Raw genomic sequence first — 14,576 nt, 5'->3', positions numbered from 1 at the left:
TAATCCCCTTTTTATCTAAGCGCTATTCCCCAACATTTAATACTTCTAAAACCTCCCTAAACAACACCGAACCCCTCCCAACAACCAACTCCAAAGGAACTTCTTTAACTCGCCCATCTCTCCCAACCATAACAACCCCATTCTCATAATCAACCCAAATCTGAACATCCTGCACATAATAACTCTTAATAGAAGATGCCTCATCTAAATTACGATGATCCAGCTCAACCTTAACTTGCTTCGTAAAACGACGCAGCGTTTTCCAAAGTGTTCGTTCTTCTTTTGATTTCATGAGGAGTTCTGGGAGTTCTTGTCCTTCTTTTAATAGCGACATAGTTGTTATTGTATATGTTTGAATGCCATATCCTACTGGGCGAATGAGGTGGTCTAGTTTTTTCCATGGCTCTAGTTCGAAATGTACATATTCATTGTTTTGTTGCATTTGAATGTGTTTGATTTTAGCTACGTATTGAATGCCACCTTTTTCTCCGTGCCATTTTTTCGGTGCATATAATGCTATGTACTTCGCTTCTTGCCATCCTGGTTTTAACTGTGTGACTGATATCTGATATAAGCCATTCTTTCTATACGTCTCATAGTCGTGTTCAGTTTTCACGCTGCCTACTAATACTTTTTCTTCTAGTGAGGAGTGCCATTCTTCTTTTGTTCCTCTTGGAAGAATGCCTTCTCTTATAATTTCTTCTGGGCTTTTTTCAATGAGATGGTCTAAAAACTGTTCGACTAGTCTTGTTGCGTTTGGTAAGAATGGGAAACCACCAATATTCACTTTTTCTATACTTTTATAAAATGGATGATTCTCATACTCTTCTTCTTGGTTCCACGGGAATAGTACGTACGCTCCGTAAGCTGTTCGTTCAAATGGTCCTTCTTGTTCTACTACTAGTGCATCTCTGTAACGATGCATTGTGTTAATGTCTTCTTCCATTGGGCCAGGGGCGCCATACTTCCTTTTATAATGAGATCTTTCAGCAAAATCAATTCGATATTTCGCATCAAATATGTATTGGTATTGATAGCTCTTTCCCTTTTTCTCAATAGCGAGCATTGTATCTGGCTTTTGTGTAACTGTTGGTAATCCACTGTTTCTTTTCTGGAAGTAAAGTTCTATTACCTCATCTGTTTCTGGATGTTTGAACGTCCTTTTCGCAGTTTTACTTTCATCAAGCGTTACGTATAAACCGTCTTGTTTAACTTGAATAACATCTTGATGGAGTGGTATATACTTTTTCGATAGAATTTGTCCCAGCTTTAAATACGTCCAATATTCGTATAACCTTGCGACATCTTTTACCGACATTTTGAAAATTTGTCCTCGTAATGTTAAACCTCTTGATAGCATTAAGAAGATTTGATATGCATCTCTATATCCTGCTGCCATTTGAATAACGAGTGAAAAAACTGAGCGATCTAATTTCCCTATTCCTCTCCAAAATGGATCGTTCAATTCATTTTTCATTCGATACTTCATATTTTTTACACGTTCTAGCAATTCTTCATCAGTTACACCGCGTGTATATCTAGACTTTTGCTCTAGTGCTTTAAGTAAATCATCTATTCTATGTACGACTCTTTGAATCATCCATTTAACAAATCGATTTTCCAGCGTATCATATGACACTTCCTTATAAGCTGTAATTCCTTTAGTTGGTATACTGTTTTCTCCTTGCAACAAGTGTGGTCGTTTTCGCAAATAGTTCATTCCGACAGAGTCCAATTTACGAATTTTTTCTCCTCGTACAAGTTGATGCCTAGTCATAAGCGTATGATGCGGTTGTCTTTTAATATGAGAGATCGACTTCATAAACCGTTCAAAGGAATCATTTAAAATACGATAAAATTCACTCTTTGATGGATTTGTAGCGTAAATTGCAGATGCCCCTAAGTATGTTCTCTTCAGTAAATGAAACGCTAAATTATAAATCTCATCATTTACTTCATCTAATAAGGCTCTGTAATCATCCTTATAATCAAGTTTTGCCGGAAACACTTCAAATGTAACGGTTAATAAAGTATCTTGATCGTCTTTAATTTCAAACGTTGTATTTCCTACTTCATTTGGAAATGAAAGATTTCCCATTAACACATGAAGTGATCCCATTTGAATAGAACTAACTTGTTTTCGAAAACCCGGATGTTCATGATAAAAAGAGAGCTGTTGGTTCTTTTTCGGAACAACAACAAGCTGATAACTTCTATTTTCAAAAAAGATTGGCGGATGTTCATTCCCTTCATCCAGCCTCTGCAATCTCGCATCAAATACAGAAACGGATTCCGTCTTCCCATCTACATGAAAATACATCATTTCATCTGCGTTCATAGCGTGATATTCTTTTAAACTCTCGTATTTTTCATGATAAGGGTTTCCTTTAATCGTCAATGATAGCTCCTCTGTTTCAATCTTAACTAGCTCTATCTCATTATTAGATCCAGAAAGAGGTGAAACCATCGTACTCGAACCTCCTTAACATATGAGACAGCTTGTTAGCTGAACGAGGATATTTAGCATATGAAGCGTCATTATTGCCACTATCATATTCTTCATTCGCACATAATACATATAACTGTTTTAATACCTCTTCTGTTCTTCCATCACTCCCTGCAAGACGCGGTAAAATCTTTTGATATATTTGATAATCAAGTGCTTCATCAAACGATAATAACTTTCCTTGCTCGTTGTATGCCATATAGAAACAAATTTCATCTCGTATACGATATCCAACTTGAGCCCCAACTGATTCAAGTGTTTTATTTATTTCTATTAAAATAGTTGAGATATTCCTCACAAGATCTTCGTTTTCTTTAAAGCATTCTTTTAAATGAAGATACTTGGTTGCTAAAGAGCTATTAGAAACAATTTCAGCTTCCTTCTCTTCCATATCCATTAAGAAATTAAAATAATCTAAGTTAACGGTCTTAAATTCGATTGTATTCGCACGATCTAATACTTTCTTACTTAAAGGATGTGTCGTTTCATCCATATTTACCGTTCCGATAATATATACATTTGATGGAATCGTAATGTGCTTATTAGTAATCGATTCTGGAAGAACTGGTGACGTAACAATTTGTCCATCTTTCCATTTACGACTCTCAATTACACTTAAAAAATCGCTAAAGTAATATTCCACTCGAGCTAAATTCATCTCGTCCAACACTACAAAATAAGGTCTGTTTGGATTTGCAACTGCGGCTTCAAGCACCTTAATTAGCGGTCTTTCTTGAAATTCCCCTTGAAGATTCACATAACCAAGTAAATCAGAACTATCGCTCCAATCAGGTCGAACCGGGATTAGTGTAAACTGTCCATTCTCTTCCGTAGCCCCTAAACTCTCCGCAAACCACTGAACAATTTTCGTTTTCCCTGTACCTGAAATACCTGACAAAATCACAAACGGCTTCGTCTTTAATGAAAGGAAGAAATTAATAAGATCTTTTTTCTCATAAAAGAAACCCTTACTTTGAATATAAGAAGACACATGATCGATAATTGATTGCTGATCTAAATACACTTCTTTCCTCTCATAAATCATTTCATATTTCGTTCCTTCCTCTTTATAACCTATGAATTCTTCATAATAGCGAAGCATTTCTTCTAGATCCTCTACTAACTCTTTTTCATTTGGCATTTTATTAGCATCGTACGCAATATAAGCCGCTGTTGAATTCGAATATCCTTTCGCTTTCGAACTTGTCCCTAAGAAGATTTCATCATCTTTCTTCACCTTTTGGGACATATGTATTTGCTCTCGAATCTCTTCTTTAATTTTTTGCATTTCCTCTTTAGTTGTTTCCGTCACACCTTGCGCCAGTGTTAAATATAATCGCTCCATATCTTCACTAAATAAATAAACGATATAATATCCTCTCTGCGTAGATGTCGTAATGTCTTTATTCATAATCGCAAGCCACGGAACAGCAGCCCAGTTTCCTTGTCCAATTGATCCTGTGACAACATACTGATTATGATCAATAAATGGTAACCTCGTTATTTCCGTTGTCATTTCATGCCTAACAACCGCTCCCATTTTATGACCTGCAAATCTTTCTGTTCTTGCCTGTAAATACTCATTCATAACAGTCAAAAACTTTTCACGTAAATTACTGTTCATACTACCGCCCTTTTCTCCATCATCTTTTACATACCGTTCAACAGGAATCCATTCATCATTAATTAGTCCTACTTGTTCAAGCCAATCTAATAAGTTCCCCGTACGCCTCTTCGCTACCGATTCAACCATCAAATTATCCCCTAATGAATTTCGGACAATCGTCATCCCTAACTCCACTAATGCTTCTTTCTTATCATCTTTTGAACAATTCTTTAAAACTCCAAGAACAAATAAAGCATAACGGAAATATTCCTGTCTTAAAACTAGCTGTGCAATATAGATATTCCTAACTCCCGATTGAACATATTCGTTTAATAAAAGCTGATTCATTTCATGAGATTCATTCAAAAAGCCCAATAATCTTAAATCTTGACGCGCGCGAGACTTCCTACTATATAAATTCTCATCCGTTTGTTCACGTAACGTACTCGGATTATATGTACCATTCATTATCTCTTCTAAAAAGAGCATGACTTTATCATATTTTTCACTTGGTAGATTATCTGTTTGAAACTCTTTAAATGTAATAGCTCGCGATCCAGTCACATTCACAAATGGAAACTGAGAAAAAAAAGCTACCAAGAAAGCATTACATTCTCCCACTTGCCCAAAATCCTCATGCTTTACCTTACGAACATCAATAAGTTTTTCCCAAGCATTCTTAAGAATTTCAAAACTCACTTTAAAATAAGATATTGCTGTCTCGCCCTTTTCATATTGCTCAAGTGAAAGTTTAGTTTCAACGTATAACCCTTCATCATCCTTATTTATAATCAAATAAGATTTATTACCTTTTATATCCTCAACCTGCTTTTTTGATTTAGCTAATTCAATTATGAGTCGATCTAACATTTTCATCCCACCGTTACATTTAATTACAATTACTACTATTTTACCAAACTATATATAAAAGAAAAATCATACAATACGATGTATGATTTTCTACCTTATTATTTAAAATACTTCTGATAATCCTCTTCATTTTTAAATTCAATCGGCCCAACATCCATTCGGAATTTCCCATTTTCATACAATAGTGGTGAAGCTTCTGAATGGTCTTTCGAATAGCTTTCTACATGTGAAATTTTCATCTCATTTGAATTGGTGAAATCAATATGAGCAATGCATACCCAATAAGCATGGTTATTTATTTCTAATAAAGGAGCCGTTACGACACTACCCAAATGATTATCTACAACTGCCTTGGCTTTCATAGAATAGAAACTTCCCACACCATTTCCAACAGCACTATACGCAGCAAATAAAACATATTTTAAAGCTTCTGGTCGATAAATACGGATTGTTTCTTTTCCTGGTTGTTGCGAATCACCGTCCAGCACAATATACGGCGACGCTTTAGACGAACCTAGGTTTTTATAATAAATCTTTCCTATCTCTCCATTAGTTGTTACGTAAAAACAATATAAGTCTAAGTCTTTATTTGTTTCCCACTCTAAAGTAGCTGTTACCATTTTAGATTTTTGTATATTTATAGACTGTTTTTTCTTCAATTCAACCTTCATTACATTTATAGGTTTTTGTACTGGAGGTGGAGTAGGAGCTATTTTCTTCTCTACAGGAGGAGCAATTTGTTTTTCATCCTCTACGATTTCTATTCCAAAATTTGTACATAATGCAGCTAACCCACCAAAATAACCCGCTCCAATAGGATTGAACTTCCATCCTCCCCCATGTCGATATAGCTCTCCAACAATAATGGCACTTTCATCTGTAAATGGATGTGTGATAGGAAACTGAATAATTTCTAATCCTGATTGTGCGTTGCTTATTTTCAATTGAATATGGGAAACATCTCGTAACGCCTGTTTCTTCTCTTCCGCATTATGAATTGTAATCGAAAATACAATCTTTTGTACCTCATCTGTTATATGAGTAAAATCTATTGAAAATCTTTGTTTAATTCCATTTGTTACATGTTGATTCAATTGAACAGATCGACAACTAGAATAAGGTTGTCCATAGAAAACAAAATCTTCTTCTTTAGTAATTTTCCCATTAAAACCTACTAAAAAAGCTGATGCATCTACATCCATATTCATCGGGGCATTCCAAATTAAATCTACCAGTAATCCTTTAATCTCTAGATGATTCTTTGTGACGTCTATTTTTTGTCCCCTTACTAAAGTATGTATCATCATAATTCCCCCGTCCTACATTTTTCATTCAGTCTAATTATACTCCTCTTTAGATTTTCAAGGGTGTTTTCAAGATATTTCGTTCCTTAATACTTGTCCAAAGGAAGGTTTATCATAACTTCTAGCATGAATGTATAAATGCTCAGATGATCTTGTCATTCCTACATATAATAACTTCCGTAGTTTAATATCATTTTGTTCGGGCTGCATTCTCTCAAACTTGTCTACATCAATTAAAAATACAATTGGTGCCTCAAGACCTTTTGATGAATGGTACGTCGTTATAATTAAATGTCCTTCAGTAATATTTTTTGTAACTTTTACTTTTTGACGTATTTCATGATTTAGTTTTTCCTGTATACTCTCACAATCTTTTCGCTCTCTACACAAAATTAATATATCTTCTGGCTTATAGCCCTTCTTCTTAATGAGTTCATAAACTTTATTACTAACATCTTCGTATGAACCTTCAATAAAACTAACTCCATCTTTCATCTCATTCTCAAAAGATAATTCACTCATGGGACAATAAAATTTATTTACTTCCTCTTCCAATTTTTTTTCTTGTTTCAAAAAATTAAGGGCTAAATCTATATGTTGACTACCGGCACGATATGATTTCTTTAGTAAAGAACTTCGCCCACGCATATCAATACCTAAGCTCTTCCAACTATGATCTGAGTTATTGTAAATGCTCTGTAGTCTATCCCCTGCTAAAAATAAATTTATCCCGGTAACAGTTTCCTTTTGATTGTTAATATACGTATGTTCTTTACAAGATTTCACACACAATCGAATCCAATCATCTAGAAAGTCTTGATATTCGTCCACTAATACAGCATCATACGATGATTGCGCTCTCTGTATAGCTACTTCAGGCAACTCTTCATTCCACCATTTCACTGTATATTTTTTCGGTACGCATATACTCGCTGTATCTAGCGCAAATTTATGAAAAGTGCTAACATCTATATTCTCCAAGCGCACATTCATAAAAGTAAGATCAGCCGCTAAAGAATTCAATTTGTTTTCAATTTTTGTTTGTAGCGACTTATTATACGTTAATATTTTTATTTTCCATTCTGGATGTTCACGTACCAGATGAATCGCACGAGCTAGCAATAAAACTGTTTTTCCACTACCCGGAACCCCAGTTACCATATAGTGACCATACGGTACACGTTTTGCAAAACGTTCTTGCTCTGCATCTAGTGCTGTAATTAATTCTTTTGTACTGATTTGATTATCACTACAACTAACTTTAATTTCCGGGAATAATAGAGTTCGTATTGCAATAATTTCATCTTCTTCTACGAAACTAAATTCATTTTTAAATAATTGATTTATATTTACTTTACTTAACATGTCAGATGAAATATATTGCGCTGGTGGCTGATTAAATACTTGCTCTAATCCACTCTCTTCAATCTTATTAGAATGGAGATACGGAAATATAACATTAGTATGTAATTTAAACTTTAATTCGTTCCTTTCATTTTTTAAAATATCTTGCAATCTAAATAATCTCTGTGCTGCAGTATGGTATAAGTTAGCTTTACAAAGTGGATTATCTACCTGTTTTCCATCCGCTAAATCTATTTTTCTTCTATCTGCTCTATTAATATAAGAAAGTTCCCAATCTTTCACTTCAAAGATTGTTACACCTCTTTGTGAATCAATTAAAATAAAATCAGGTTCTAAATGTCTAATTCTTGGCTGAATATATAAATACGCTTCTCTCTGCACATCTTTATATAAAGATCGAACCTTTTCAAGTACTTTTCTCTCACCTGGAGTCAGACTTGGCAAATCATTCGGTATAATGTGTAAACCCACAAGAATCCCCTCTTTTTTCGTATTATGCACGTTATACATTTGTAAAAATAAAATATAAATATATATGAATAAATAATTTATGATACTAAAAAATGATCAAAAGTTCCCTTTACTATTAAAAATATTACTACATGCTATTCTCACTTTAAATTATATACTAAAATATAATTTTTCTGGATTATTTTTCTATATCTAAAACAAAAAGACACTTTTCATAGTGCCTTTTCCATTAGTCTATACCTAACCTTTTATATCCCTAATTTCTCTTTTCTCGTTTGCCCTGATTAATTAACTTAATAAGTTTCTCTCGATTAATTAATACCACCCGATTCACTTTAGCAAGTTTTTACGCTGCGGCTGTAAATTCACTATTTGTAACAACCCATGTTTCATCAGCTTTATAAAACTCTTTTGCACCAACAATTTCCTGAACAGATTTAATCCCAACATTATTCTTATAGCGCTTTGCTTGTATAATAATTCTTCTATCATTTTTTCTCAAAATTAAATCTGCCCCAAAATCGTTAGATGCCTTTGTAACCTCTGTTTTATAACCCAACGCTTGAAATAGACTTCCTAAATATTTTTCGAACTGGTGGCCACTCATTTTATCAATATCATAAATTCCTGATTGTCGAAATTCTCTTAGTTTTTTTACATTCACATAAATATATAATAATATAATTGCTGCTGATACCATTACTATCGGTACTAAAAATTCCGGTTTCCACAACACTCCGAAAAACGTCATAACTAGTAAAGTTCCCAATATTGATTCATCTTGCTTTTTCTTTCGCTTAGCCATCTTAACTCCTTTTCACTCATAAACCATAATAATTACTTTAATAACCTATATAAAATATCCCACCTAAAATAACTAATGCTATAGCACCTTTAATTATAGGTAGAATATCATCTGGTATATAAGATCTAATAATTACAAGCAGAGTACATACAACAAATATGAAACCAAGGAGTATCCACCCGTCCCAAAGTAGTTCTTTTAGTGATTCTGGTAACTCTATATTATTAACATCCATTTTATTTCCCTTTCTATCTTAATTTATAAAATTATAATAACGTATTATTTCAATTAAAGGAAACAATTATGTAAAAACTTTTTCATACTACATAATCTATACGTTTACACTTCTAAATAAATATACTAAGAATGATATCAATATTTCATGAGTACAGGTTGCTAAAATTACTTATCAACTCTAGCCCCACCAATCATCCCCCCATACCAACCACTACTCTCCTCCAAAAACCCCCTACTCTCCCCACTATCCTTATAAAATCCCTCCCAACCCCTCTTCCTCCATCATATCTTCCGGCCCCATAATCCCTTTCCAGTGTTGGAAAACAACGTCGATTCCTTGTTCTTTCCACGTTGGGATTTCTGGTAGTCGGTCTAGGCGTTTTGGTGCTGATACGGCTAGTATTTTTATTTTGCCGACTTTGTATTGTTTTTCGGCTTCGGATAGGGTCATGACTGCGGCGCCTATTTGTTTGTTCGTTAGGGCGTTTATGATTTTCCCTTTGTTTTCGTAGACGAAGAATTGTAGTTCAGCAGGGTTTATGCCGAATGCTTTGCTTACTTGTACGAATGATAGGTGATCGTCGTTTCCTAGGCCAGGTGCCACCTACTTTGTTTGTGACTGTGATTGTTTTTTTCTTTTGTCAGTGTTTTTTGCATTGCCCACGCTGTTAAGTCCCATCCTGCTCCTTGAATGTTTGACGCAACGATTTCTATTTCTTCTATGTTCACTTTATTGTTGTACGTTTTTCTACGGAACAACCAATTTCTTAAGTTGATTATTTTTATTAAAGAAAAGACACCATAAAGATGTCTTTTCAAATCCATATTTTAGTTAAAAGCATCCATTTGTACTTTTTCATAAATGTATCCAGCCTCTTCAGCTGTAATCCCAAAACGTTTAGCAGCTATTTCAGCAACCTGGGGATCATGTACTTCAGGGATATAATTTTCATCATTATTTGTTAGGATGGCATACTGTTGTTTCATAAAGTCGAATATAACCATATAACTTATTCCGTTACTTGCGTATTGTCCATTTGAATTAGCAGTAGATGATTTACCTGTGGCACTAGTCGTCATAGAACTTTCTGAAGATGACGGTGTATCATTTTTTAAATCGGTACGTGTATAAGCTACAAAATCACTTATTTTCATTTCATAATTTAAATCAGAAGTAGAATATCGTTCCATTACCATAGAAAAAGTACTATCTGTATTTTTTAATCTCATTTCTCCATAACGACAATCTTAATCTCCACAATAAACAAACCGATCAGCTTTTCCAACCAGATCTATTATAGCGCCTTGCATAAGCAAATATTGTTCTCTTTTGGAAAGGTCATAGAAATCGTTCGTTACGTTTGCTTGTATATCAATTTCGTATTTATACAGTGCATTGTCTTCTAATTTACTACCTTCTACATACTTAACGTCTTTTATGTATTTTGCGAGATCAGTTTTATCTAGAATTTCCTTTGAATAATTTTCTGCTGCTTTAAGATCTGGACCACACCCAGATAACAGACCAATTAATGTCATTAGAAAAAATGTAATATACATTTTCTTCATGAACATCACCCCTTATTTTATTCATGTCTGAGAGTAAAATAAAAACACCCTTTCGAGTGCTCTCATAATTAATTCTTAGATAAGTCAGTTTTGTTTTCTTGTGTAGCAGCAGGTTCAGCTTGCATGTTTTTAAGCATGTTAGAATCAATATTAACTTGAACTGTATTCACGTTATTGATCGCATTTAAGTTATTATTCCCAGCAGTGCGAGCGGCGAATAGAGCGTTTCTATAATCAACACGTCCACTTAATAGGAACAAATCAACCAGCCATAAAATACCGAATCCACCCATAGTTAAAAGATTTAAGATACCCATTCCGATATCACCAACATAAAAACGTCCTGCCCCTAAGAATCCGAAGAAAATATGTAATAAATACGCAACACCTTTAGATTTCACCTTGATTACCTCATTTCGAATGATAAAATGTAAGATTTCCGAGATTATCATAACAGAAACAGTTACAGTCCGTTTGTCATATTTTGTCGAATTAAAATTGGAAATAATTTCTTTTACGATAAAATCAAATCATAGTATATCTTTGTTGTTTTGTAGCATTTTCACATACAATGAAACTTGCTTAGCAAAACACCCCCACCAAAAATATATAAGCGATTCGACACAACATATCGACTAACCGACAAATTCCGCGCGTTCTACCCCCAAAAACTAGCAACCAATCCCACACCAAACAAGAAAAGACCACCAAAAGGTAGCCTCTCAAAACTCAATCCTATTCCCAACCCTTTGCTCCACCGCTTTCTCATACAAATACTTCGCAACGATAATATCTACTACAGCCAAACCAACTGATTTGAAAATAGTAATCTCTTCATCTAGGGGTAGCGTCCTATCTCCATCAACTTAAAAATTTAATAGTGTCCTCAGAACGAAATTTTGTGTTAACTTGTAACAAAAAAAAGAGGAGCCATCTCCTCTTAATAAATAAACACTATTTAATTTGTTCCTTATACTCATGGTTAACAAGTACATACCATTTTCCTGTATCAAATTTTTCTTTATTGATCACGTAAACTTTACTTTCTCTCATTACCTCCCCTGGTTTTAATTCCTTAGTAATAGTAGAGGTCTCGCCTTTTTCAACCGCATAAGTACTAGCTGCCCACACATCATTTTGGTAAGCATTATCATTTTCATCCACTAAATCCACTGATGGTAAAAAGGCTAATTTCATCGATTCGTTTGTAATATTTTTCCCTTCTACTTCTACAGCAATAAAGACATGTCCATCTTCAGGTTTTTGGAATCCTATACTTTCTTTACCAACCTTATCTCTTTCTACAACTCTTTTTACAGTTACATCAAATTTAGGTGTATGAAAATCTTTGTTTACAGCATACTCTTTTTCTTTTACTTTTGTTTGTTCTGTATTTTTCTGCTTTGTATTCTCTTTCGTTTTCGCCTCATCAGTTGTTTGCACTTTCTTTTCTTCTTGTTTAGAATTGGTTTCTTTAGATTCTGAAGAAGTTTTGTCGGATGTATTGTCGCAACCAGATAAATTGAATACTAAAGCGCCACCTAAAATACATGTAATAAATTTTTTCAACATCTCTTTTTATCCCCCAATAACACGATATATAAATTCCTTACTCATCATAGCAAAAAATACAACCTTAAATTGCTGCATTTTGTCGAATGATTAAGAATAATCAATTGTTTTTATTGCATATAAAAAAGCCATGATCTTGATGTAGTACCAAGATCATGGTTTACGTTGATGTTATTTATAAAATACTTTACCCTCATTATCCTTCGCTTGAAATTCGTTAATCATATATGTTTCGTAAATTTCTCTTTCCATCGGATCTTCTACAATACATACATCAATACGATACACTTCATCACGATGATTTTTAATTGGTGATACATTATCTTCAAAATGTTTTTTAACACGTTATCTTACTTTACGTGCTTTCCCAACAAAAAGAAAAAACAAATTTTCTCTTTGGGATTTGTTATTTTCCCCGTTTTAGTTTGGCTTAGATTTGTGCTCCTTCTTCAGGGCAAATCCTATGTTTTGCTTTTGTACATTTTTCTTTGAACGAGCAACCGAAACAGCCTTCACAATATTACTCTTCTTCAAAATATGAATCCGCCTTTACCGATCCTTCCGGTTTCTCTTCTACATTCTCATCTTCTTCAAAATATGAATCGGCTTTAACCGATCCTTCTGGTTTTTCCTCTTCTATACTCTTATCTTCTTCAAAATATGAATCTGCCTTCACCGATCCCTCTGGCTTCTCTTCTACATTCCTATCTCCTTCAAAGTATGAATCGGCTTTAACCGATCCTTCTGGTTTTTCCTCTTCTATACTCTTATCTTCTTCAAAGTACGAATCTGCCTTTACTGATCCTTCCGGTTTCTCTTCTTTTAATTCATTATTATTATTTTCCTCTTCATTTTTTGCTTCATTATTATTTACATCATATATAGAATGTAACATCGCAGCTGTTGTAAGCTCATTTTGCGCTATATCATTTAAAGCCATTGCCTTTAATTTAAATGTTTGATCCTCTTTGTTTAAAACAAATTGAATTTTAGCTTTTACTTCTTGTTCTTGATATACGCAATTCCCTGTAAACTCTACGAGATCTTCATGATCTTCAGAAACGAAATATTTCCATTTCGGATTCTTAAAAAATTTATGAAAAGCTTCTTCTATCGTCATCTTCTCATAACCTGGTAGTTTAGCAGTTTTTATTTGTTGTACATGTTCATGATCTTTTGTAGTAGCTACTGCAACTTCCTCCTTTACCTTTTTATCTGCTTTATTTACAGCTTCATCCACATCATCTTTACTACAACCTGTCGCTAGTAAAATAGCACTTAGTAATATACTTCCCATAATTTTTTTCATTTTATTTCCTCCATAACTATTAAATTTGAATTGCACAATTGAACAAAAACCGGATTCCCAAGGCGTTCCTTTTTTTATATATTTAATTATATCGAATTCAAGTGGACAGATTTTGTCCGCTTTTTGTTTTAGATAGATAAATTCCCCATAAAAAATCATCCTCTAAATGGTTAACTTAGAAGATGACTTCATCTACTTCAACATTGACACTCAATAAATTCTCGGAGTATCTGATACCATCCTATTTACATTTTTAATTAATTCTTCTACAGCATTCTCTTTAGTATATAACTCGTCTACCATTAGAGAATGTGCAGTTAACGCTATTTGGCTAACCAATTCGGTTTTCCATGCAACTAATAACAATCTGTCTTCTTGTGACAAACATAAAACTACACCCTTTCTATATAGAAAAATCTTTTCAATTCTATAAGTATCACCTAGATTTTAACTTCCATTCTTTGTCCAAACGCAAAAAACTCCATTCATTCTAATGAATGGAGTCATCCTTTAAATCTTCTCTTTATGCGGCCAAAATACTCATATTTTATACTTTCAAACTAAATATTTTATATAACTTCTTTGCTAAGATAATCTACTAAAGAATTAAAAATAAGTTTCACCGAACCATTCGCACATTCATAAACCATTCCATCTTTATGTAACAAAATAAGAATTCCTTCGGATCCCCTATTTTCTATAACAATATAATCTGTTGTTAATGCTTTTTCAAACTGTCTCTCTTCAAGAGTCGCCTCTACAACATTCAAATATCCACTAGTACCTAACCCAAAAACTTCATGACCATTAAGAGATATGATACCTAATTCACTTAAAAATTTCTTATATTGTTCTGGAAAATTAAACTGCAATTCTTCTTCAGCTTGTTTTATTTCAGCCGCACTAACTCCCCCAATATATTTGACACCTTTTTCTTTCATAACTACAATAAATTGTTCCAT

The 14,576-nt window shown here is 33.6% G+C and carries 10 protein-coding genes and 4 pseudogenes; all 14 read right to left on the bottom strand.

Annotated elements, in window-relative coordinates; translation table 11 throughout:
* Nucleotides 1-22 precede the first annotated feature (22 nt).
* A complete protein-coding gene (locus COC96_RS10880) occupies nt 23-2,467 on the bottom strand; it encodes a restriction endonuclease-like protein (protein WP_098768779.1) in 2,445 nt (814 codons plus the stop codon).
* Nucleotides 2,442-4,982 carry an MrcB family domain-containing protein gene (locus tag COC96_RS10875; protein WP_098768778.1) on the bottom strand — a complete coding sequence of 847 codons (2,541 nt, stop codon included), beginning with the start codon at nt 4,980-4,982 and terminating at the stop codon, nt 2,442-2,444. The genes COC96_RS10880 and COC96_RS10875 overlap by 26 nt, the downstream gene beginning before the upstream one ends.
* Nucleotides 4,983-5,080: 98 nt before the next feature.
* Entirely contained in the window at nt 5,081-6,286 is a 1,206-nt protein-coding gene (locus tag COC96_RS10870; protein WP_142339986.1) for a TerD family protein, read from the bottom strand.
* 69 nt (nt 6,287-6,355) lie between these two features.
* Nucleotides 6,356-8,122 carry a UvrD-helicase domain-containing protein gene (locus tag COC96_RS10865; protein ID WP_098768776.1) on the bottom strand — a complete coding sequence of 589 codons (1,767 nt, stop codon included), beginning with the start codon at nt 8,120-8,122 and terminating at the stop codon, nt 6,356-6,358.
* 256 nt (nt 8,123-8,378) lie between these two features.
* A pseudogene (locus tag COC96_RS10860) lies at nt 8,379-8,927 on the bottom strand (restriction endonuclease).
* Between the two features lie 402 nt (nt 8,928-9,329).
* Nucleotides 9,330-9,911, bottom strand: a pseudogene (locus COC96_RS10850) (tripartite tricarboxylate transporter substrate-binding protein); the annotation flags it as partial.
* 81 nt (nt 9,912-9,992) lie between these two features.
* Complete coding sequence (locus COC96_RS27990; protein WP_257201731.1) at nt 9,993-10,361, bottom strand: hypothetical protein; 369 nt, start codon at nt 10,359-10,361, stop codon at nt 9,993-9,995.
* A 51-nt stretch (nt 10,362-10,412) separates the two neighbouring features.
* Nucleotides 10,413-10,733: a hypothetical protein gene (locus COC96_RS27985; RefSeq protein WP_257201730.1), complete on the bottom strand. Its 321-nt coding sequence runs from the start codon at nt 10,731-10,733 to the stop codon at nt 10,413-10,415.
* 68 nt (nt 10,734-10,801) lie between these two features.
* Nucleotides 10,802-11,134: a TM2 domain-containing protein gene (locus COC96_RS10840; protein ID WP_098252867.1), complete on the bottom strand. Its 333-nt coding sequence runs from the start codon at nt 11,132-11,134 to the stop codon at nt 10,802-10,804.
* A gap of 321 nt (nt 11,135-11,455) precedes the next feature.
* Nucleotides 11,456-11,572: pseudogene (locus COC96_RS10835) on the bottom strand (ornithine cyclodeaminase family protein); the annotation flags it as partial.
* Nucleotides 11,573-11,687: 115 nt separating this feature from the next.
* Nucleotides 11,688-12,305: a DUF4352 domain-containing protein gene (locus COC96_RS10830; RefSeq protein WP_098768774.1), complete on the bottom strand. Its 618-nt coding sequence runs from the start codon at nt 12,303-12,305 to the stop codon at nt 11,688-11,690.
* A gap of 171 nt (nt 12,306-12,476) precedes the next feature.
* Nucleotides 12,477-12,683, bottom strand: a pseudogene (locus COC96_RS10825) (GIY-YIG nuclease family protein); the annotation flags it as partial.
* Between the two features lie 142 nt (nt 12,684-12,825).
* Nucleotides 12,826-13,614, bottom strand: a complete 789-nt coding sequence (locus tag COC96_RS10820) for a hypothetical protein (RefSeq protein WP_098768827.1) — start codon at nt 13,612-13,614, stop codon at nt 12,826-12,828.
* A gap of 569 nt (nt 13,615-14,183) precedes the next feature.
* Nucleotides 14,184-14,576: an SMI1/KNR4 family protein gene (locus tag COC96_RS10815; protein WP_098269585.1), complete on the bottom strand. Its 393-nt coding sequence runs from the start codon at nt 14,574-14,576 to the stop codon at nt 14,184-14,186.

The sequence above is a fragment of the Bacillus cereus genome, from assembly GCF_002577405.1.
GTDB classification, from domain to species: domain Bacteria; phylum Bacillota; class Bacilli; order Bacillales; family Bacillaceae_G; genus Bacillus_A; species Bacillus_A cereus_AU.
Note: the sequence above shows the minus strand (reverse complement) of the source record. Positions and strands in the feature narration are given on the sequence as shown.